Annotated in this window: 18 protein-coding genes; 14 read left to right on the forward strand and 4 right to left on the reverse strand. The window is 72.2% G+C overall.

All coding sequences use genetic code 11. The features are described from left to right. Window positions 1–27: 27 nt before the first annotated feature. The 6 genes from ACI6PP_RS10750 (at window position 28) to ACI6PP_RS10775 (ending at window position 6,503) form a co-directional block, all read left to right on the forward strand. Window positions 28–1,122 (forward strand): polysaccharide pyruvyl transferase family protein, encoded by a 1,095-nt coding sequence (locus ACI6PP_RS10750; protein ID WP_421111510.1) that lies wholly within the window; start codon window positions 28–30, stop codon window positions 1,120–1,122. Then, entirely contained in the window at window positions 1,119–2,594 is a 1,476-nt protein-coding gene (locus ACI6PP_RS10755; protein ID WP_421111512.1) for a lipopolysaccharide biosynthesis protein, read from the forward strand. Before ACI6PP_RS10750 ends, ACI6PP_RS10755 begins: the two co-directional genes overlap by 4 nt. Before the next feature lie 123 nt (window positions 2,595–2,717). Next, window positions 2,718–3,308, forward strand: coding sequence for an arsenate reductase/protein-tyrosine-phosphatase family protein (locus ACI6PP_RS10760; RefSeq protein WP_421111514.1), 591 nt, complete (start codon window positions 2,718–2,720; stop codon window positions 3,306–3,308). 69 nt (window positions 3,309–3,377) lie between these two features. Next, entirely contained in the window at window positions 3,378–4,394 is a 1,017-nt protein-coding gene (locus ACI6PP_RS10765; protein WP_421111515.1) for a glycosyltransferase, read from the forward strand. Continuing rightward, window positions 4,366–5,421: an NAD-dependent epimerase/dehydratase family protein gene (locus tag ACI6PP_RS10770; protein ID WP_421111517.1), complete on the forward strand. Its 1,056-nt coding sequence runs from the start codon at window positions 4,366–4,368 to the stop codon at window positions 5,419–5,421. The genes ACI6PP_RS10765 and ACI6PP_RS10770 overlap by 29 nt, the downstream gene beginning before the upstream one ends. Next, window positions 5,418–6,503, forward strand: a complete 1,086-nt coding sequence (locus ACI6PP_RS10775; RefSeq protein ID WP_421111518.1) for a Gfo/Idh/MocA family protein — start codon at window positions 5,418–5,420, stop codon at window positions 6,501–6,503. Before ACI6PP_RS10770 ends, ACI6PP_RS10775 begins: the two co-directional genes overlap by 4 nt. Window positions 6,504–6,575: 72 nt before the next feature. On the opposite strand, the gene ACI6PP_RS10780 is transcribed toward ACI6PP_RS10775, so the two are convergent. The 4 genes from ACI6PP_RS10780 to ACI6PP_RS10795 all read right to left on the reverse strand — a co-directional run bounded on the left by ACI6PP_RS10780 (window position 6,576) and on the right by ACI6PP_RS10795 (window position 10,896). Continuing rightward, window positions 6,576–7,757 (reverse strand): hypothetical protein, encoded by a 1,182-nt coding sequence (locus ACI6PP_RS10780; protein WP_421111520.1) that lies wholly within the window; start codon window positions 7,755–7,757, stop codon window positions 6,576–6,578. Window positions 7,758–7,913: 156 nt separating this feature from the next. Further along, window positions 7,914–8,987, reverse strand: coding sequence for an acyltransferase family protein (locus ACI6PP_RS10785; RefSeq protein ID WP_421111522.1), 1,074 nt, complete (start codon window positions 8,985–8,987; stop codon window positions 7,914–7,916). Then, complete coding sequence (locus ACI6PP_RS10790; RefSeq protein WP_421111524.1) at window positions 8,984–10,129, reverse strand: DUF1972 domain-containing protein; 1,146 nt, start codon at window positions 10,127–10,129, stop codon at window positions 8,984–8,986. The genes ACI6PP_RS10785 and ACI6PP_RS10790 overlap by 4 nt, the downstream gene beginning before the upstream one ends. A gap of 2 nt (window positions 10,130–10,131) precedes the next feature. Further along, a complete protein-coding gene (locus ACI6PP_RS10795; RefSeq protein WP_421111526.1) occupies window positions 10,132–10,896 on the reverse strand; it encodes a CDP-alcohol phosphatidyltransferase family protein in 765 nt (254 codons plus the stop codon). A gap of 147 nt (window positions 10,897–11,043) precedes the next feature. On the opposite strand from ACI6PP_RS10795, the gene ACI6PP_RS10800 reads away from it, so the two are divergent. The 8 genes from ACI6PP_RS10800 to eno all read left to right on the forward strand — a co-directional run bounded on the left by ACI6PP_RS10800 (window position 11,044) and on the right by eno (window position 21,365). Then, entirely contained in the window at window positions 11,044–11,502 is a 459-nt protein-coding gene (locus ACI6PP_RS10800) for an FAD synthase family protein (RefSeq protein WP_421111528.1), read from the forward strand. Window positions 11,503–11,536: 34 nt separating this feature from the next. Next, the gene (locus tag ACI6PP_RS10805; protein ID WP_421111530.1) at window positions 11,537–12,289 is read left to right on the forward strand and encodes a 3'(2'),5'-bisphosphate nucleotidase CysQ; all 753 of its coding nucleotides are present in this window, start codon (window positions 11,537–11,539) and stop codon (window positions 12,287–12,289) included. A 65-nt stretch (window positions 12,290–12,354) separates the two neighbouring features. Continuing rightward, window positions 12,355–13,446: an LCP family protein gene (locus ACI6PP_RS10810; RefSeq protein ID WP_421111532.1), complete on the forward strand. Its 1,092-nt coding sequence runs from the start codon at window positions 12,355–12,357 to the stop codon at window positions 13,444–13,446. A gap of 2 nt (window positions 13,447–13,448) precedes the next feature. Then, window positions 13,449–14,660 carry a Coenzyme F420 hydrogenase/dehydrogenase, beta subunit C-terminal domain gene (locus ACI6PP_RS10815; RefSeq protein WP_421111533.1) on the forward strand — a complete coding sequence of 404 codons (1,212 nt, stop codon included), beginning with the start codon at window positions 13,449–13,451 and terminating at the stop codon, window positions 14,658–14,660. A gap of 60 nt (window positions 14,661–14,720) precedes the next feature. Then, on the forward strand, window positions 14,721–18,281 hold the full coding sequence (mfd, locus tag ACI6PP_RS10820) for a transcription-repair coupling factor (RefSeq protein ID WP_421111535.1): 3,561 nt from the start codon (window positions 14,721–14,723) through the stop codon (window positions 18,279–18,281). A gap of 81 nt (window positions 18,282–18,362) precedes the next feature. Then, window positions 18,363–19,034 carry a hypothetical protein gene (locus ACI6PP_RS10825; RefSeq protein ID WP_421111537.1) on the forward strand — a complete coding sequence of 224 codons (672 nt, stop codon included), beginning with the start codon at window positions 18,363–18,365 and terminating at the stop codon, window positions 19,032–19,034. A gap of 19 nt (window positions 19,035–19,053) precedes the next feature. Beyond that, window positions 19,054–19,959 (forward strand): nucleoside triphosphate pyrophosphohydrolase, encoded by a 906-nt coding sequence (locus ACI6PP_RS10830; protein ID WP_421111539.1) that lies wholly within the window; start codon window positions 19,054–19,056, stop codon window positions 19,957–19,959. 125 nt (window positions 19,960–20,084) lie between these two features. Then, window positions 20,085–21,365: a phosphopyruvate hydratase gene (eno, locus tag ACI6PP_RS10835; protein WP_421111541.1), complete on the forward strand. Its 1,281-nt coding sequence runs from the start codon at window positions 20,085–20,087 to the stop codon at window positions 21,363–21,365. The last annotated feature ends 10 nt before the right edge of the window (window positions 21,366–21,375 follow it).

A 21,375-nucleotide genomic window follows, 5' to 3' on the forward strand; every position in this document is an offset into this window, starting at 1 on the left:
GCCCCTCCTCTCGACAGGAACCTCACCGTGCGCGCGCTCGTCCTGTGGGCCAACGACGTCTCGCCGAACCTCGGGGTCCGGGTGCTCGCCGAGGGCCACGCCCAGCTCGTGCGCCAGGTCGACCCGGACGCCGAGGTCCAGTTCCACCACCACGGCTCGACCAGTGCGCCCACCAAGGTCAACACGCCGAGGTCGATCGTCCGGGAGCTGACGCCGGCGAACCGCGGCTTCGTCGCCTGGGTCTCGCAGTTCGACGTCGTGCTCGACACCAGGTCCGGCGACAGCTTCGCCGACATCTACGGTCTGAGTCGCCAGCTGCGCATGACGGGCGTGGGCGAGCTGTGCCGACGCGCGGGCGTGCCCGTGGTCCTGGGACCCCAGACCATCGGCCCCTTCGAGTCCCGTCGCGGACGTGCCATGGCCCGGCGCACCTTGCGCACCGCCGCCTGCGTGATGGCACGCGACCCGCTCAGCGCCGAGCAGGCCCACAGGCTCGGACGTGACATCGACGTCCTCACCACCGACGTGGTCTTCGCGCTCGAGCAGCCGACGGTCGGCCAGGCGCGTGACGTCGTGCTGAACGTCTCGGGACTGCTGTGGGCTCCCGGGCCCCACGTGGACTCCGCTTCCTACCGGCGCACCGTCGTGGACCTGTACCGCGGGCTGGTGGCACGCGGGCGCACCGTCACCCTGCTGGCCCACGTCCTCGGTTCGTCCGGTCCCGACGACGACGTGCCGGCCGTCCAGGAGATGGCGCTCGAGGTCGGTGGCGACCCCGAGGTGCTGGTGCCGTCGTCCCTGGACGAGGTGCGCTCGGCACTGGCCGGGGCGAACCTGGTGATCGGGTCGCGGATGCACGCCTGCCTGAACGCCCTGTCCGTCGACACCCCGGCCATCGCGATGGCCTACTCGCGCAAGTTCGACCCGCTCATGGGGCGGCTGGGGTGGGAGCACGGCGTCGACCTGCGCACCGACCCCGACGCCGCGGCCTCGGTCCTTGCGACGATCGACGGCGTGGACGACCTCGCGGCGCAGGCGGTGCAGGTGCGGGCCGCTGCGGTCGAGCAGCTGAGGCCGGCGCGGCAGGCGCTGGCCCAGGTGATGGGCATGGCCAGGACATGAGCGGACCCGCGGCGGGCCTGGGCACGCGCGCCGCCCGAGGAGCCGTCGTCACGATGACCGGCCAGGTCGGTCGGATCGCCGTCCAGGTGCTCTCCGTCGTCGTGCTCGCCCGGCTGCTGCTGCCCTCCGACTACGGCCTGCTGGCGATGGTCGTCGCGGTGGTGGGCGTGGCGGAGGTCTTCCGCGATTTCGGGCTGTCCTCGGCCGCGATCCAGGCCAAGAACCTCAGCTCGGTCCAGCGGTCGAACCTGTTCTGGATCAACACCGGCATCGGCGTGCTGCTGGCCTGCGTGGCCGCCGCGGCGGCGCCGCTCGTGGCCGACCTCTACGACGAGCCACGACTGGTCGACATGACGCGCGTGCTCGCGCTGACCTTCGTGCTGAACGGGCTGTCGACGCAGTACCGGGCCGACCTGAACCGGCGCATGCTGTTCATGCGTCTCGCCGTCGCCGACACCGTCGGTCCGGCCACGGCGCTGGTGGTCGCGGTCTGCTGCGCCCTCCTCGGGGCGGGGTACTGGGCGCTCGTGGCGCAGCAGCTGACCCAGGCAGCGGTCATGCTCGTCGTGGTGGTCGCGAACGCGCGGTGGGCCCCCAACCTCCCGCGACGGCACGTCGACATGGAGGGCCTGCTCCGGTTCGGCTGGAACCTGGTCGGGACCCAGCTCATCGGCTACGCCGCCAACAACCTCGACTCGGTGATCATCGGCAGCCGTTTCGGGGCGGCCTCGCTCGGGTCGTACAACCGCGCGTTCCAGCTGCTCATGACGCCGCTGAACCAGATCCGCGCGCCCTCCACCACCGTGGCGCTGCCCGTCCTGTCCCGGCTTCAGGACGAGCGGGAGCGCTTCGACTTCTTCGTGCGCCGCGGCCAGCTGGCGCTCGGCTACACCCTGGTGCCGGGCCTGGCCCTGGTCATCGGCGGCGCCGGGCCCGTGACGGAGCTCTTCCTGGGGGAGCGGTGGGCGAGCGTCGAGCCGATCCTGCGGCTGCTGGCCTGCGCCGGGATCTTCCAGACGCTCTCGTACGTCGGGTACTGGGTCTACCTCGCCAAGGGCCTCACGCGCGACCTGTTCCAGTACTCGCTCATCACGGCGGCGATCAAGGTCACCTGCATCCTGGTGGGGAGCACCTGGGGCGTCGTGGGCGTGGCGGCCGGCTACGCGCTCGCTCCTGCCCTGGCGTGGCCACTGTCGCTGTGGTGGTTGTCGAGGCGCGCCGACCTGTCGTCGCGGCCCCTGTACGGCGGGGCCGCGCGCATCGTCCTCACCGGAGTCGTCGCAGCGGCAGGGTCGGCCACCGCCAGCGTGCTGACCGAGGGGCTGCCCGCGTACGTCGGTCTCGGCGCCGCCGTGATCGGCACGGTCCTGACGGTCGGCGTGCTGCTCCTGGTCGTGCGGCCGGTGCGGCGTGACGTCGCCGCGCTCGTCACGATGGGACGAGAGGCGGTCCGCCGGCGCTCGACGCGGTGACGAGGGGCCTGTCACGCCGGGCCGCGTAGATCGTCCGAGTCTGGATCGAACCGTCCCCCGACAGGGCGCTGGACATCCCGGTCGGCGGTACGGGCCCGGCGCCGCGACCGATAGGATCACGGGGTGCACGTGCTGACGGTCTGCTCGGGGAACATCTGCCGGTCGCCCGCGTTCGAGACGCTGCTGCGCAGTGGTCCGCTCGCCGACTCCGGCATCACGGTCGAGAGCGCCGGCACCATCGCGGGCGAGGGCCAACCCGTGCACCCGGAGATCGCCGCCATCCTCGCCGACCGGGGGGTCGACGTGGCGGAGTTCGCGTCCCGTCGGCTGACCGCACCCATGCTCCGGTCCGCCGACCTGGTCGTCACCATGGAGCGCGAGCACCGCGCGACCGTGGTCCAGCTCAGCCCCTCGCACGTCCGCCGGACCTTCACGCTGCGTGAGCTCGAGCGCGTGATGGACCGCTTCGCCTCGGCCGACACCCTGGGCACGACCGTGGACGAACGGTGGTCCCAGCTCCTGCAGTTCGGCTCCAGCCTCCGGACCCCGCCGGAGCGTCCGGAGGACGACGACATCGCCGATCCCATCAACGGCCAGAGGCGCGACTTCCAGCAGGCGGTGGACGAGATCGTCGAGGGCATCACCGCCATCGAGCGGGTGATCCTGGACGCTCCGCCCGAGGTCAGGACGCCGGTCAAAGACCGGAGGCTGTGAGCACGCACCGCCGCTGCACCGGTCCCTCGGACGACGATGTGGCCGGTCGGCGTGGCGTATGATCCTGGCGTGGGCGACCCAGACAGGCCGATCGTCATGGTGTCGTTCTCAGCCAGCAACCGCGACCCTCTGACGAGCGCGCTCGTCGACGCCCTGTCGGCGCACGTGACCGTGCGCCACTTCTCGTGGCGCGGTGCCCTCCTCGGCCGGTACGACGTGCTGAACGTCCACTGGCCCGACCACCTGACCAAGCGTCACGGGCTGCTCAGCACGGTCGCCCGCCGGGTGATGTACCTGCTGCTGCTCCTCCGGCTGCGGTGGGGACGACCGGTGCTCGTGCGGACCCTGCACAACATCAACCCGCACGAGGGGCGGCACGGGAGCGAGCTCGCGCTCCTGCGGCTGACCGACCGCTGGACCGAGATGTACGTGACCATGCAGCCCGACCCGCCGATCACCGGCTCGGGCCAGGTGCGGCTGATCCCCCAGGGGCACTACCGGAACGTGTACGACCAGCTGCCCACCGCGCCGTCGGTGCGCGGCCGGCTGTTGTTCTTCGGGCTCGTGCGCGGCTACAAGGGCGTCCCCGGCCTGATCGAGGCCTTCGCCCGGAGCGAGGACGAGGACGCCACCCTCCGCGTCGTGGGGCGCGAGCACGACCAGCAGTCCGGCGACGACGTCCGACGCGCCGCCGCCGGCGACCCCCGGGTGAGCCTGGCGCTCGAGTGGGTGTCGCACGAGACCCTCGCGCTCGAGGTGGGGCAGGCCGAGCTGGTGGTCCTGCCGTACACGGAGATCTTCAACTCCGGCACCGTGATCGTCGCCCTGTCCATGGACCGGCCCGTGCTGGTCCCGCGACACGCCACCACCGAGGCCCTCGCCCGAGAGGTGGGCCCCGGCTGGGTGTTCACCTTCGACCAACCCCTCACCGCAGCAGACCTCGAGGAGACTCTCCGGAGTCTCCGTACGAACCCTCCGGCCGATCGTCCCGACCTCTCGGCGCGCGACTGGCACGAGGTCGCCCGGGGCTACGCCGCCACCTACCAGGAAGCGATCGATGCTCACCGATCCCATCGCCGGCACTGACCCAGGCACCCGCATCCTCCTCACCGGAGGCAACGGGTTCGTCGGAGGCCGTGTCCTCCGAGCCCTGCTGGAGGCGGGTTTCGTCAACATCGTGTGCGTGACCCGGTCGAGCGGAGGCTCGATCGCGGCGACGGCGTCGGAGTTCCCCGACGCCCGGGTCGACGTCGTCGAGGGCAACCTGCTGTCGCAGGAGGTGTGCGCCGAGGCGGCTCGCGGTGCCGGGATCGTCTACCACCTCGCCGCGGGCCGGGGGAGGAACTTCTCGGCCTGCGTGCTCAACACCGTCGTGACGACGCGCAACCTGCTCGACGCGCTGGTCGCCGACGGCTCGGTGCAGCGGTTCGTCAACGTCAGTTCGATGTCGGTGTTCTCCAACGCCGACATCGCGCGCCGTGGTCCGCTCGAGGCCGACTCCCCGGTCGACCGCGAGATCGCCGAGCGCCACGACCCCTACGCCTACGCCAAGGCGCTCCAGGACGACCTCGTGGAACGGTACGCGAGCGAGCAGGGCCTGCGGACCGTCACGATCTGCCCGGGGTTCGTCATCGGTCCGGGCAAGCCCGCCATCCCCGGACGTGTCGGCAACGGTGCGTTCGGCGTGTTCCTGCAGATCGGACGCGGCAACCAGATGCCCTTCACGTACGTCGACAACTGCGCCGACGCCATCGTGCTGGCCGGTCTGGTCGACGGCGTCGAGGGGGAGCGGTTCATCATCGTCGATGACGACCTGCCCACGGGCCACGAGTACCTGCGCCGCTACAAGGACCGCGTCGGCTGGTTCCCGACCCTGACGGTGCCCTACGGCGCGTTCTACGGTCTGAGCGGCCTGCTCGAGCGCTACTCCCGGTGGTCCGAGGGCCAGCTGCCGATGACGTTCAACCGTCGATCGGCCCGCACGTACTACAAGGGCAACACCTACTCCAACGCCAAGGCGAAGCAACGGCTCGGGTGGTCGCCCCGCATCTCGATGGACGATGCCCTGGAGCGGTGCTTCGCCTACATCCGATCGACGAAGGGCACAGCATGATCAGCGTCGCGATGGTCGGGTGCGGCAACATCGCACAGAAGCACGCCACCCACGTCGGGCACATCGAGGGCGCGAGCATGGTGGCGGTCTGCGACCGCGAGCCGATCATGGCCGCACAGCTGGCGGACCGCTTCGACGTCCCCCACCGCTTCACCGACGTCGGCCAGATGCTGGACGAGTGCCGGCCGGACGTCGTCCACATCACGACCCCGCCCGCCAGCCACTTCCCGCTCGCGGTGCAGTGCCTCGAGGCCGGCGCGCACGTCTACATCGAGAAGCCCTTCACGCTCACGACCGACGAGGCCGAGGTGGTCGTCGCGCTGGCCGCGGACAAGGGGCTGACGGTCATCCCCGGCCACAACGGCCAGTTCACGCACGCGATGGTGCGGATGCGCGACCTGGTGCGCTCGGGATACCTCGGCGGCAAGCCCGTCCACATCGAGAGCCTCTACTGCTACGACATGAGCGACCCGACCTACGCGCAGGCGATGCTCGGCGACCGGGACCACTGGGTCCGCAAGCTCCCGGGCTCGCTCCTGCAGAACCTGATCAGCCACGGTGTCGCCCGGATCGCCGAGTTCATCGAGAGCGACGACCCGGAGGTGACGACGGTCGGCTTCACCAGCCCGCTCGTCGAGGGGCTCGGCCACGGCGACATCATCGACGAGGTCCGCGTCATCATCAAGGACGCCGACCGGTCGACGGCGGTGTTCACGTTCTCCTCGCAGATCAAGCCCGAGCTCCACCAGTTCCGCCTCTACGGCCCGAAGGCCTCGCTCGTCGTCGACGACGACTACCAGGTCCTGGTGAAGGTGGAGGACAAGTCCTACCGCAGCTACCTGCGCTACCTCGTCGCTCCCGCCCAGTTCGCCGGTCAGTACCTGGCCAACACGGGCTGGAACGCGAGGCACTTCGCCCGTCGCAAGTTCCACTTCCCGTACGACTCGGGCATGCGGACGCTCCTGGAGGCGTTCTACACGTCGATCGAGACCGGCTCGGCACCGCCGATCACGTCGGGCGAGATCCTCCGCACGTCACGGATCATGGACCGCATCTTCGAGTCCGTGCGCACCGCACCCTGACGGTCTCCGGCACGACGAAGGGCGGGCGGAGCCCCGATCGGCTCCGCCCGCCCTTCGTCGTGGTGCGGTGGGTCAGAACATCACCGGGTTGGCCGGCTTGTTCGTGACGAACATGTTGTTGCTCATCTTGACGCTCGAGCTGCGCGGGATGCGCATCGGGCACGTCGTGCCGAAGTGGGCCGAGGGGCCGAACTTGTTGTCGAGGATGGTGAAGTCGAGGATCGGGCCCTTGCCCTGCTCGGTCATGTTGACGGTGCACCCGCCGTCCACCAGGAGGTTGTCGACGACCTGGACGCCCGAGGTCCGGCTGTAGTTCTGCGTGATCATGATGGCGGCGTTGTCCGAGCCCTCGATGCGGTTGTTCGCGATGGAGATGCCGGAGCCACCCTCGATCTGGATGTTGTCGTCGTGGGTCTTGCCGTCGCTGTGGGTGGTGTCGCCCGTGGCGTAGTGCAGGTTGTCGTGCAGCCAGGAGTCGACGATCGTCGTCGAGGTGCCGCCGAAGATGACCGCGGTGTCGACCACCTTGGAGATGTCCAGCCGGGAGGCGGTGAAGTTGCGCCCCTTGAGCCCGTCGACGTACATCGAGGGGTAGGTCGCCGCGAGCGTGCTGTCCTTGATGACGAGGTCAGTGTGGTCGCCGTAGGCGGCGATCAGGGCGCCCTTGCCCTTGGGACCGACGTCGCGACCCCGGATGATCGAGTTCTTGATGGTCACGTTGCTCGCCTTGACGGTGACGAACCCGCGCACGTCCAGGCCGTCGACCACGGTGCCGGCCTTGCTGATCGTCAGGTCGCCGCGGACCACCTTGAGGCGGGTGCCGGCGGGGACGCCGGTGCTGGCGGCCGTCGGGGTGACCCCGGAGCCCCGGACCACGGTGCGCTCGGTGCGCTTGGCCGCGCAGCGCTTGGCGATCGCGGCCTGCTTGCGCTTCTGGGCGGCCTTCTTGCAGTGGCGCTTGGCCACGCGGGCGCAGGTCTTGGTGACCTTGCGACGGTTGACCTTGTCGCCACGGGCGCGGATCTTCTTGATCTTGCTGGCGCGGCACTTGCGGGCCGTGACCTTGCGGCAGGACGACACCGCCTTCTGCTTGCAGGACGAGAGGCTCTTCGCGCCGGCGGTCGTTCCCACGACGGTGGCGGCGGAGGCGGTGGTCGACCCGACGAGGGCCATGAGAGCCGCGACGAGGCACGTCACGAGCGTGGTGGCGACGATGGCGCGGAGGCGGCGCGCGGTTCCCTTGGTCTCATCCATGTTGAGTACTCTAAATGAACTACCCCATGTGGAGTAGGCCAAACCTGAGAGTTGAGGGACCGCGGCCGGGTTTTGACTAACTCTACTCTAACTGGAGTAGTTATTTCGAGCTACGTGTCGTGACCAGTGTGACGTGTGGGTCTGGTGTGGTTCGGCTCAGGCCCGGTCGGTCGAGGGTCGCCGGGCCTTGAGGCGCAACGCGGGTCGTTCCACGAGGATCCAGCTGGCCGCGGCGAGCGGAACGGTGAGGACGAGGGCCGTCACGGCCAGCGCCAGGGGGGACCAGGTCGCCGCACCGGCGAGCACGACGGCCTGCTGGACGGGGAACCCGTAGATGTACATGCCGTAGGAGATGTCCCGGTCGTGCAGCTGGAGCGATGGCCGCCGGACGGAGGCGCCGGCCACCAGGCAGAGGTAGGCGACGAACGGCGCCGCGAGGACGCGGAAGTCGGGCAGGGCGAGTGAGACCGGGATGACGGCCACCGCCGCCAGCACCCACCACCGACCGACCGGGACCACGTCGCGGTACACCGAGAAGGCGACGCCGCACAGGAACATCAGTCCGAGACGGCCGGCCCGGTCCTGGTAGTACCCGTGCGGGATCAGGTCGAGCGACAGCGACGCGTTGGCGACCCATACCGCACCGAGCACGACCAGCACGAGCGGTCGGCGGCGCAGGATGCCGGCCAGACCGATCGCGAGCAGGCCGACGTAGGCGAGCGCCTCCCACCACAGCGTCCACAGGGACCCGTTCCACACGCCGGGGAAGGGCACGCCGGCGGGTGTGCCGGCGACGTCGTAGAAGCGCATGCGCAGGGCGGAGTTCTCGAGCACGAACCGCCACGCGGAGTGCGGTCCGGAGAAGAGCGCGCTGACCTCCTGGCCGGCGAGGAGTGCACCGAGCGGGGCGAAGACGAAGGCCACCACGACCAGGCACACCCAGAAGGCCGGGACGATCCGGAGCACGCGGTTGCGGACGTAGGACACGACGTGCGGCCGGTGGAGCCAGCTGCCGGCGAGCAGGAAGCCGCTGAGCGCGAAGAACCCGTCGACGGCGACCCCTCCGGCGAAGGGTGCGCCGGGCGCCCACGGGAACGGGGTGCCGGTCAGCGGGAACGAGTGCCAGAAGATCACCGACGACGCCAGGACCAGCCGGACGAGGTTGAGCCCGTTGCGCGTCGGGTGCAGCACCTCGCCGAGGACACGGCCTCGGGGCGGGGCGGTCGTCATCGCGCGCCGTTCCGCCGTCCGGTCCGCCCCCGGGGGCGGCGGAGGACCCCGCCGACCAGTCGCTCGCACATCTCCTCGTAGCGCGACGCGACGTCGTCCCAGTCGTAGCGGGCTGCCTCGACCAGGGCCTGCGCGCCGCGCAGCGCCGTGCCCTCGGGGTCGCGCTCGGCGGACTCGACGCGGGCCGCGACGTCGTCGGGGCCGGTGAAGAAGCGCCCGGACTCGCCGAGCACCTCGCGGTTGAACGAGACGTCGAAGGCCGTGGTGGCCGTGCCGGCGCCGATGGCGCGCAGCAGGGACGGGTTGGTCCCGCCGACGGAGTGGCCGTGCAGGTAGGTGAGCGCGTGCGCGTAGAGGTCGTCGAGCAGCTCCTGGTCCCACAGGCCGCCGAGGAAGCGGACGCGGGGGTCGTCGCCGGCCGCCGCGTGGATGGAGGCGATGTGCTCGTCGGCGTACGGGGCGGAGCCCACCAGCATGAGCGGACGCGTGGCCTCGCTGCGCACGTAGCCCTCGACGATCTCGCGCACGTGGTTCTCGGGCTCGAAGCGGGCGACGACGAGGTGGTAGCCGCCGGGCTCGAGGTCGAGCTCGGCCAGTCGGTGGTCGGCGCGGGCGGGCGTGCGGGGGGCGCCGTAGGCGATCAGCTCGGTGGGCACGCCGAACTCGTCGGTGTAGTAGTCGGCGATGCCCTGGGCGTCGGCGACCAGGGCGTCCGACCAGCGCACGGCGAGCGACTCGGCCGTGCGGTAGTAGCGCTGCCCGGTGGGCCCCCACTTGCCGCGCTTCCACTCCAGGCCGTCGACGTGCGTGGCCACGGGGACCCGTGCGGCGCGCACCAGCGGCAGGAACGGCGAGTTCGCGGCGTTGAACACCAGGGCGACGTCGGTGCGGTGGCGCAGCAGGTGGAGCACCGACAGGCCCGTGTGCGACAGCGTCTCGAGCGAGCGCTTGCGCATGGCCGGGAGGTGCACCAGGTGCATGCCCAGGTGGACGGCGGGCCGCTCCTCGCCGTCCACGGGGCGGCAGTACACCGTGACCTCGTGGCCGCGGGCGGCCAGCCTGCGGCCGACCTCCTCGATGGCGGTCTCGAAGCCGCCATAGCGGGCCGGCACCCCGCGGGTGCCGATCATCGCGATGCGCACGCTCAGGCCTCCGCGCGGGCGGCGTCGAGGGCGCGCAGCTCACGCCACCACTTGCGCAGGGCGAGGACGAGCGCGGCCGCCGCGGCGACGAACAGGAAGGAGTAGGCCCAGGCGAACACCGTCGGCCAGGCCAGCAGCACGAACACCCAGCACACGACGCCGTAGTCGAGGGGCAGCAGCAGGTAGGTGCGCAGCGGGTTCTCCCGCACGGCGGTGTCGCGCAGCGTCGAGCCCGAGTTGCGGACCGGGCGCAGCGTCGGCACCAGGATCAGCCCGAAGAACGTCACCGCCGCCACCACCTCGAAGCCGACCGGGACGAGCAGCACCGCGTCGTGGTCCGAGACGGGCCACCGGAACCACGAGATCAGCACCGCCAGGTGCAGCGTGGAGGTCTTGATGCAGTCGATGGTGTGGTCGAGCCACTCACCGCTCAGGGACCCGCCTCCGCGCAGGCGCGACAGCTGGCCGTCGACCGAGTCCATGACGTAGCCCAGCGCCAGCAGCACCGGGACGGACACCGTCAGGGCCACCCCGGGCTCGACCAGGCAGAGCAGCGCGATGGCCGACGCCGACAGCGTGGCGCTGATGGCGGTGGCCTGGTTCGGTGTCATGCCGACCACGTGGCACGCGGCCGTCACCCGGCGGCCGAGCGGCCGGTTGACGTAGCGCGAGTAGGCGGCCGTCCCCGCGGAGGGCTTCTGTGCCGAGAGCAGGCGGTCGAGTGCGTCGCGGTAGCGGCGGGGCGAGGCGCCCGAGGTGGTCGTCACGGGGACATCATCGCCGATGGGCGGGGTGTCCCGTGGCAGCCGTGGGCCGAGGAGACCGGGGCCACGTCGATTTCCCCTCGGAGCAGGCGGCCCGACACCTATCATCGAGGTGCAGCGACGAGTGGACACGAGCGTGGGGGACGCACCTTGAGCACGATCATCGGATACGCGCCTGGCGCCTACGACCTGTTCCACGTCGGGCACCTCAACATCCTCAAGCACGCCAAGAGCCACTGCGACGTGCTGGTCGCGGGCGTCGTCTCCGACGAGATGCTCGCCGCCACCGGACGCACCCCGTTCGTCCCGCTCGCCGAGCGCGCCGAGATCGTGCGCCACATCTCCTACGTCGACCGCGTGCACGAGGAGGTCATCCCCGACAAGGTCGACACCTGGCGCGAGGTGGGGTTCCACCGGATCTTCAAGGGCGACGACTGGCGCGGCACCGCCAAGGGCGACCAGCTCGAGGCCGACTTTGCCGCCGTCGGCGTCGAGGTCGTCTACTTCCCCTACACCGTGCACACCTCGAGCTCGATGATCCGCCGCGCGCTGGCCACCGTCCTGGCCGAGACCGAGCACACCGACGGCGGGACCGCCATCACCTCCTGATCCGGCGGTCGTCGCCGGACGCCACAATGGGGCGGTGACCGACCTGAGCGACGACCACGCCCTCGCCCGACACCTGGCCGACGCCGCCGGCGCCGAGCTCCTCGCCGTCCGCGGGCAGGGCCTGCAGGGGAGCGCGCTCAAGGACGCCGGCGACCGGGCGGCCCACGAGCTGCTCGTCGGCATGCTCGCCGAGCTGCGTCCCGACGACGCCGTGCTCAGCGAGGAGGGCGCCGACGTCGGCGACCGGTCGACGGCTCGACGCGTGTGGATCGTCGACCCGCTCGACGGCACCCGTGAGTTCAGCGAGCCACCGCGGGACGACTGGGCCGTGCACGTCGCGCTGTGGGAGGACGGCGGTCTCGTGGCCGGCGCCGTCGCGCAGCCCGCGCTCGGCGAGACGTTCGGCACGGACCGACCGGTCGTCCTGCCGCCGCCGGGTGACGGACGGCCGCGCATCGCCGTCAGCCGCAGCCGTGCGCCCGAGTTCGTCACGGCGCTCGCCGAGGCGCTGGACGCCGAGCTGGTGCCGATGGGGTCGGCGGGGGTGAAGGCGATGTCGGTCGTCCGCGACCTCACCGACGTGTACGTCCACGCCGGTGGTCAGTACGAGTGGGACTCCGCCGCGCCGGTCGTCGTCGCGCGCGCCTGCGGGCTGCACACGAGCCGGGCCGACGGGGCGGCGCTCGTCTACAACCGGCCCGACCCGTGGATGCCCGACGTGCTGGTGTGCAGGCCGGAGCTGGCGGCCGTGGTGACCGCGTTCGTCGCCGGCCACCTCCCCTCCTGAGGAGTCCCTGAACTTCGGCGGTTCCGGTCCGTCGGCCCACCGCCACTGCCTACCCTGGAGCCACCATGGATGCCGACGAGACGCCCACCCCTGCCCAGGATCCGGCGACGTCGGACGTCAAGCCCCGTCGTCGCGGCCGCAAGGTGCTGATCGGGCTGCTGGCGTGCGTGGTGGCCCTCGCGGTGATCGTCGGTGGCACGGGCTTCTACCTGCAGAACAAGCTCGACAGCCAGCTCACGCGCATCCCCGGTGCCTTCGAGGGGCTCAAGGACCGTCCGGCGCGCGCGAGCGGCGAGGCGGGCAAGGCGCTCAACATCCTGCTCATGGGCAGCGACAAGCGCGACGACGTGGCCGACGAGACCGACGCCGACGACGGCGACGGCGGCTGGGTGCCCGGTCTGCAGCGCAGCGACACGCTGATGGTGCTGCACGTCGCCGCCGACCGGAAGAGCGCGACCATCGTCTCGATCCCGCGCGACTCCTGGGTCGACGTCCCCGGTTACGGCAAGAACAAGATCAACGCGGCGTTCTCGCTCGCCGGGCCGTCCCTCACCGTCGCGACGGTGGAGAAGCTGACCAACCTGCGCATCGACCACGTGATGGTCGTCGACTGGGACGGGTTCCGGGCCATCACCGACACCCTCGGCGGCGTCCAGGTCACCATCCCGGAGAAGACCTACGACAGCGCCCGCAAGAAGACGTGGGAGGCGGGCAGGCAGACGCTCGACGGCAAGGAGGCGTTGCTCTACGTCCGGCAGCGCTACGGGCTCCCCGGCGGCGACTTCGACCGCGTCAAGCGTCAGCAGAACTTCCTGCGGGCGATGATGCAGAAGGCGGGCAACTCCGGCGCGCTGTCGAGCCCCACCCGTCTGTACGCCCTGCTCGACTCGGTCACGCCGTACCTGACCATCGACGAGGAGTGGTCGACGGGCGACCTGCGCAGCCTCGCGCTGTCGCTGCGTGGCCTGCGGTCGAACGACATCGACTTCGCGACCGTCCCGATCAGGGGCACGGGGCGCGAGGGCGCGCAGAGCGTCGTCTACCTCGACCAGTCGAAGGCCAAGGAGCTGTGGGGTGCGATGCTCGCCGACGACCCGGGCACCTGGCTGGAGGCCAACCCCGGCGGCAACCTGCCGAGCTCGACGAAGGTGTCCTGACGGTGGCACGGACCCTGGACGACGAGGTCGCCCGGGTGCTCGAGGCGGGTAGCTGCTCCGGCTGCGGCGCCTGCGCGCAGCTGGACGCCGGCCTCGAGATGCACCTCGACGCGGCCGGTTTCAACCGTCCCCGTCGCGTCGGCGCCCCGACGGCGGACGACACGGCCGTCCGCCGGTTCCGGGCGTCGTGCCCGGGCGTCCTCGTCACGGCGCCGGTCGAGACGGGCTCGCGGCACCACCCGACGATGGGGTCGTACCTCGAGGCCTGGGAGGCGTGGGCCGCCGACCCCGAGGTCCGACACCAGGGCAGCAGCGGCGGCACGATCACCGCACTGACCTCGTGGATGACCAGCACCGGCGAGGCGGCCGCCGTGGTCGGGGCCGCCGCGTCGCCCGCCTCGCCCGAGCGCACCGTCACCGTGCAGATCACCTCCCGGGAGGAGGCGCTGGCGGCCGCCGGGTCGCGGTACGGGCCGGTCTCCAACGCCGCGGCCCCCGGGGCGCTCGACGCGCCCGCGTTCGTCGGCAAGCCGTGCGAGGTCTCGGCGCTGCGCCAGCTCGCCGCCGCCGGGGGGACCGAGCCCCCCGTGCTCCTGTCGTTCTTCTGCGCCGGCACCCCGAGCCAGCACGCGACGACCGCCGTCCTCGCCGGGATGGGCGTCGAGGACGGGGAGCCGCTCGAGGCCATGTGGTACCGCGGCCGCGGGTGGCCCGGGTTCTTCACCGCCGTGACGCGGGCCGGCCGCCGGCTCGAGACCAGCTACGACGACTCCTGGGGCAGCACGCTCGGCCCGGCCGTCCAGTGGCGCTGCAAGATCTGCCCCGACGGCGTGGGGGAGTCCAGCGACGTCACCGCCGCCGACTTCTGGGTCGCGGACGACGACGGCTACCCGGTCTTCGCCGAGGGAGCCGGGTCGAGCGCGCTGGTCGTGCGGACCCGTCGCGGCGCCGACCTGGTCCGTCGCGCGGTGGAGGCGGGCGTGCTGGAGGTCCGCCCGATCGACGTCGACGACCTCGCCCGGGTGCAGCCCCTGCAGCGACGACGTCGCGAGACGCTGCTCGGACGGCTGGTGGGTGCCCGCCTGGCCGGTCGCCGCGCACCGCGCTTCCGTGGCTTCGGGCTGGTGCGGCTCGCCCGGCGCTCGCCCCGCGAGGCCCTGCGGACGGCGCGCGGGTCGCGCTCCCGCGTGCTCCGCGACCGCGCGCGGCGCTGACGTCGCCGCGACCCCGCCTCACGGTCGGCGGTGTCGGCGGGCGGACGTACGCTTGGGGCAATGTCCCTGCACGCCCTCGCGCAGTCCGTCGCGCGCGAAACCACCCTCGCCACCGCCCTCGCCGACCGTCGCTCCGGCCTCGCCGCGCTCGACCTCACGGCCCCGGCGTCGCTGCGCCCGTTCCTGGCCGCCGCGCTCGCCGACGGCCCCCTGCTCGTCGTCACCGCGACGGCCCGTGAGGCCGAGGAGCTGACCGACGAGCTCGGCTGCCTCGTCGACCCCTCGGTCGTCGCCTACTACCCGGCCTGGGAGACGTTGCCGCACGAGCGCCTGTCGCCGCGCTCGGACACCGTCGGACGCCGGCTGGCGGTGCTACGACGCCTCGCCCACCCGGGCGACACCGTCGAGAACGGCCCTGTGCAGGTGGTCGTCGCCCCCGTCCGCTCGGTGCTGCAGCCGCAGGTGCAGGGGCTGGCCGACCTCGCGCCCGTCGAGCTCACCGCGGGCCAGGGCGTCGGCCTGGACGCCGTCGTCCAGGGCCTCGCCGACGCCGCGTACACCCGCGTCGACCTGGTCGAGCGGCGCGGCGAGTTCGCCGTCCGCGGCGGCATCGTCGACGTCTTCCCGCCCACCGAGGACCACCCGCTGCGCATCGAGTTCTGGGGCGACGAGGTCGAGGAGATCCGGCACTTCGCCGTCGCCGACCAGCGCTCGATGGAGAAGGTCGAGCGCGTCTGGGCCCCGCCGTGCCGCGAGCTGCTGCTCACCGACGAGGTCCGCGCACGCGCCCGCCGGCTCGCGTCGGAGCAGCCGCAGCTGGCCGAGCTGTTCGAGCGCATCGCCGAGGGCCAGGCCGTCGAGGGCATGGAGTCGCTCGCGCCGGTGCTCGTCGACGGCATGGAGCTGCTGGTCGACCTGATGCCCGCCACCACCACCGTGCTCGTCTGCGACCCCGAGCGGGTCCGCAGCCGCGCGCACGACCTCGTCGCCACCAGCGAGGAGTTCCTGCAGGCGTCCTGGGCGGCCGCCGCCGGCGGGGGCCAGGCACCCATCGACCTCGGCGCCGCCGCGTACCGCTCGCTCGCCGACGTCCGCAGTCACGTGCTGGCGTCCGGACGGGCCTGGTGGAGCACCTCGCCGTTCGGCCTCGACCCCGCCGTCAGCGCCACCGCGCGCGCCGAGGCGGTGTCCGACGCGGGCGCCGTCCCGGCCCGCAACCTGCCGTTCGAGCCGTCCCCGCTGTACCGCGGCGACACCGAGCAGGCGGTGCTCGACGTCAAGCGCTGGCAGCACGACGGCCGCCGCGTCGTCGTCGTGACGCCCGGCGCCGGGCTGCAGCAGCGGGCCGTCGAGCTGCTCGCCGAGCACGACGTCGCCGCCGCGTCCCACGACGAGCTGGTCGAGGAGGAGCTGGTCCGCGACGTCGTGCACGTCGTCTGCGGCGAGATCGCCCACGGCTTCGTCTGCGAGACCCAGGACCTCGTCGTCCTCACCCAGGACGACCTCGTCGGGCAGCGCGCCGCGCAGCGCGAGGAGCGCAAGATGCCGGCGCGGCGCCGCAAGCAGATCGACCCGCTCGAGCTGGCCGTCGGCGACTTCGTGGTGCACGAGCAGCACGGCGTCGGCCGGTACGTCGAGATGACGCAGCGCGTCGTCCAGGGCGCCACGCGCGAGTACCTCGTCATCGAGTACGCCCCGAGCAAGCGCGGGCAACCCGGAGACCGGCTGTTCTGCCCCACCGACCAGCTCGACCAGATCAGCCGCTACGTCGGCGGCGAGGACCCCGGTCTGGACAAGATGGGCGGCGCCGACTGGACCAAGCGCAAGTCGCGGGCCCGCCGCGCGGTGCGCCAGATCGCCGGCGAGCTGATCAAGCTCTACGCCGCGCGCCAGTCCACCAAGGGCCACGCCTTCGGCCCCGACACCCCCTGGCAGCGCGAGCTGGAGGAGGCGTTCCCGTTCGCCGAGACGCCCGACCAGCTGATCTCCATCGACGAGGTCAAGCGCGACATGGAGCGCGAGGTCCCGATGGACCGGCTGATCTGCGGCGACGTCGGCTACGGCAAGACCGAGATCGCGGTGCGCGCGGCGTTCAAGGCGATCCAGGACGGCATGCAGGTCATCGTGCTGGTGCCCACCACGCTGCTCGTCCAGCAGCACACGGCCACCTTCGAGGAGCGGTTCGGCCAGTTCCCCGTGACGATCCGCTCGCTGTCGCGCTTCCAGACCGACGCCGAGTCGCGCGAGGCCCTCGCCGGCCTCGAGGACGGCTCGGTCGACCTCGTCGTCGGCACCCACCGGCTGCTGCAGCCGGGCGTCAAGATCCCCAAGCTGGGCCTGGTGATCGTCGACGAGGAGCAGCGCTTCGGCGTCCAGCACAAGGAGGCGCTCAAGCAGCTGCGCGCCGCCGTCGACGTGCTGAGCATGTCGGCCACGCCCATCCCGCGCACGCTCGAGATGGCCATCACCGGCATCCGCGAGATGTCGACGATCGCCACCCCGCCCGAGGAGCGGCACCCCGTGCTCAGCTTCGTCGGCGGCTACGACGACGGCCAGGTGATCGCCGCGATCCGGCGCGAGCTCCTGCGCGAGGGCCAGGTGTTCTACATCCACAACCGGGTGCAGAGCATGGACCGCACCGTCGCCCACCTGCAGACCCTGGTGCCCGAGGCGCGCATCGCGTCGGCGCACGGCCAGATGGGCGAGCACCGCCTCGAGGAGGTGATGGTCGACTTCTGGGAGAAGAAGTACGACGTCCTCGTCTGCACCACGATCGTCGAGTCGGGCCTCGACGTGTCCAACGCCAACACGATGATCGTCGAGCGGTCCGACGCGTTCGGCCTCTCGCAGCTGCACCAGCTGCGCGGCCGTGTCGGTCGTGGACGCGAGCGCGCCTACGCGTACTTCCTCTACCCGCCCGAGAAGCCCCTCACCGAGACCGCCCACGCGCGCCTGGCCACCATCGCCCAGCACTCCGAGCTCGGCGGCGGCATGGCGGTGGCCATGAAGGACCTCGAGATCCGCGGCGCCGGCAACCTGCTCGGCGGAGAGCAGTCGGGCCACATCGCCGACGTCGGCTTCGACCTCTACGTGCGCCTGGTCGGCGAGGCCGTCGCGGAGTTCCGCGGCGAGGGCGGCGAGCGCGAGCGCGAGGTCAAGATCGAGCTGCCGGTCGACGCCCACTTCCCGCACGACTACGTGCCCAGCGAGCGGCTCCGGCTCGAGATGTACAAGCGCCTGGCCGCCGTCCGCACCGACGCCGAGGTCGACGAGGTGCGCGAGGAGCTCGTCGACCGCTACGGCGAGCCGTCGCCGCCCGTCGCGGCCCTGCTCGAGGTGGCCCGGCTGCGGGTGCGCGTCCGCGACGCGGGCATCTCCGAGGTCACCCTCGCGGGCAGCTCGGTGCGATTCGCCCCGGTCGACCTCCCCGAGTCGGGGCAGATGCGTCTCAAGCGCGTCTACCCGGGCACGCTCATCAAGCCCGCCACGAGCACCGCGCTCGTGCCGCGCCCGCGCACGGCCAAGGTCGGCGGGCGTCCGATCGCCGACCAGGAGCTGCTCGACTGGGCCCGCGTGCTGGTCGAGACCGTCCTGGTGCCGCAGCCGGTGCCCGCCGGGTGAGACCCACGACACAGCAGCCGTCCGGTGCACGGATAGGCTGACGCCGCCCGTCCCGACGTGTCGACCCCTCGGAGGAACCCCGTGAGCACGCGCACCCTCGTCCGTCTGGCCGCGGCCGCTGCCGGCGTCCTCGTGCTCGCCGGGTGCGGCGGGATCAAGCCCGGCGTCGCGGTGGAGGTCGACGGCGCGTCGCTCTCGATGCGTCAGCTCGACGACCGCAGCGCCGACTACTGCGTGATCACCGGTGCGGGCGGCCAGGACCCCGCGTCCGGTCAGGGGGCCGCGGCCACCGGCGACGCACGCCGCGCCGTCGCCAGCAGCTTCATCGTCGCGCGGCTCGCCGAGCGTGCGGCCCGCGCCGAGGACGTCACGGTCCCGCCGAGCCGCTCGCAGATCGCACCGGCCCAGCTCGCCGCCGCACGTCAGGCGCTGGGCGCCGACACCGTCGCCCGCGTCCGCGGCCTGCTCGACGAGCAGGCCCGCACCTCCGCGCTGGTGGCCGCGCTCGGGGCCAAGGACACGGGATTCGACTACGCCGGCTCCACCGACGCGCAGGTCCAGGCCGCCGAGCAGCAGCTGCTCCAGGCGGGCAGCGCCCAGCTCCAGAAGGCCCTCGGCGAGGCCGACATCACCGTCGACCCGCGGATCGGCCTCGACACCTCGTCCCTGCAGCCCACCGGACGCACCGGCTCGCTCTCGGTCGCGGTGAGCCGGCTGCCGAACAACCTCCCCGCGGGCCAGACCTGCTCCTGACGCCCGGCAGACTGGGCGCGTGAGCCTGCTGCAGATCGTCGTCACCTCGCCCCGCGTCGCCCCCGGCCTGCTGTCGGTCGAGGCGTGGGACGCGGTCCGCGGCGCCGACCACGTCGTCGCACCCGACCTCGACGCGCCCACCGTGCGGGCGGTGCGGGCCGCGGGCGTCGACGTCGTCGTCGGCGGGCCGGCACCCGCGGGGGAGGGGACGACCGTCTGGATCGCGCCCGCCGACGGCAGCGACTGGGCCTCAGGCCTGGCGAGCGCGCTCGTCGTGGGAGACGGCGCGGGACCCGACGTCGAGGTCGTGCACGGCTCGTGGGACCTGCCCGGTGCCCGCGTGCTCGACCTCGTCGAGGTGATGGACCAGCTGCGCCGCCGCTGCCCCTGGACGCAGGAGCAGACCCACGACTCGCTGGTGCGCTACCTCCTGGAGGAGACCCACGAGGTGCTCGAGGCCCTCGACGAGCAGGACGGCGACCACCTGCGCGAGGAGCTCGGCGACCTGCTCATGCAGGTGGTCTTCCACGCGCGGATCGCCGAGGACGCCCCCGGCGACGAGGCGTGGACCGTCGACGACGTGGCCGACGGGATCGTCGCCAAGCTGGTCGAGCGCAACCCGCACGTGTTCGGCGACGTCGAGGTGGCCGACGCGGCCGAGGTGGACGCCAACTGGCAGGCGATCAAGGCCGCCGGACGCGTGCGCCGCTCGCCCGTCGACGGCATCCCTGCCACGCTCCCCGCCCTGGCGCTTGCCGACAAGGTGCTCGAGCGCGCCGAGCGCGACGGCCCGCTCGACCTCGCCGCCCCCGGTGGCCCCGAGGGCGTCGGCCACCGCCTGCTGGCGCTCGTGCAGGACGCGCGCCGTCACGGCGTCGACGCCGAGCAGGAGCTGCGACGCGCGGTCGCCGACGCGTTCGGCTGAGGTCGATGGGCGCCGACGGGTATATCGTCGCCCTGACCACAAATTGACGGCGGGCGCGGCACCCGTCCGGGCCACCCACCCGGGTCTAGGCTGACCGCGACGTCGACCACGAACGAGGAGCGCTAGTGGCAAGCATCGAGGCAGTCGGAGCCCGGGAGATCCTGGACTCGCGCGGCAACCCCACCGTCGAGGTCGAGGTCGCCCTCGACGACGGCACCATCGGCCGTGCGGCGGTGCCCTCGGGTGCCTCCACCGGCCAGTTCGAGGCCGTCGAGCTGCGCGACGGCGGCGAGCGCTACGGCGGCAAGGGCGTCCGCAAGGCCGTCGACGCCGTCAACGAGGCCATCGCGCCCGAGCTGGTCGGCTTCGACGCCGACGAGCAGCGCATCGTCGACGCCACCCTGCTGCGCCTGGACGGCACCCCCAACAAGGCCCAGTACGGCGCCAACGCGATCCTCGGCGTCTCGCTGGCCGTGGCCCGCGCCGCGTCGGAGTCGCTCGGGCTCCCGCTGTTCCGCTACGTCGGCGGCCCGAACGCCCACGTGCTGCCCGTGCCGATGATGAACATCCTCAACGGCGGCGCCCACGCCGACAGCAACGTCGACGTCCAGGAGTTCATGATCGCGCCGATCGGCGCGCCCACCTTCGCCGAGGCGCTGCGCCAGGGCGCCGAGGTCTACCACGCGCTGCGCTCGGTGCTGAAGTCCGACGGCCTGGCCACCGGCCTGGGCGACGAGGGCGGCTTCGCGCCGAACCTGTCGTCCAACCGCGCCGCGCTCGACCTCATCGCCGTGGCCGTCGAGAAGACCGGCCTGAAGCTCGGCACCGACATCGCGCTCGCGCTCGACGTCGCGGCCACCGAGTTCCACGCCGACGGCACCTACACCTTCGAGGGCGCCGCCAAGACGTCCGAGGAGATGGTGGCCTACTACGCCGACCTCGCCGCGTCCTACCCGATCGTCTCGATCGAGGACCCCCTCGACGAGCAGGACTGGGCCGGCTGGATCGCCATGACCGAGAGCCTCGGCGACAAGATCCAGATCGTGGGCGACGACCTTTTCGTCACCAACGTCGAGCGTCTCGAGCGCGGCATCAACGAGGGCGCCGCCAACGCGCTGCTCGTCAAGGTCAACCAGATCGGCTCGCTCACCGAGACCCTCGACTCGGTCGAGCTCGCCCACCGCCACGGCTACACCTGCATGATGAGCCACCGCTCGGGCGAGACCGAGGACACCACGATCGCCGACCTCGCCGTCGCCACCAACTGCGGCCAGATCAAGACCGGTGCCCCGGCCCGCTCGGACCGCGTCGCCAAGTACAACCAGCTGCTGCGCATCGAGGAGCTCCTCGACGACGCCGCGCGCTACGCCGGTGCCTCGGCGTTCCCGCGCCTGGTCCAGGGCTGAACGAGGTCCT

The organism is Solicola agrisoli, assembly GCF_049059935.1.
In the GTDB taxonomy this organism is placed as follows: Bacteria; Actinomycetota; Actinomycetes; order Propionibacteriales; family Nocardioidaceae; genus JAURVT01.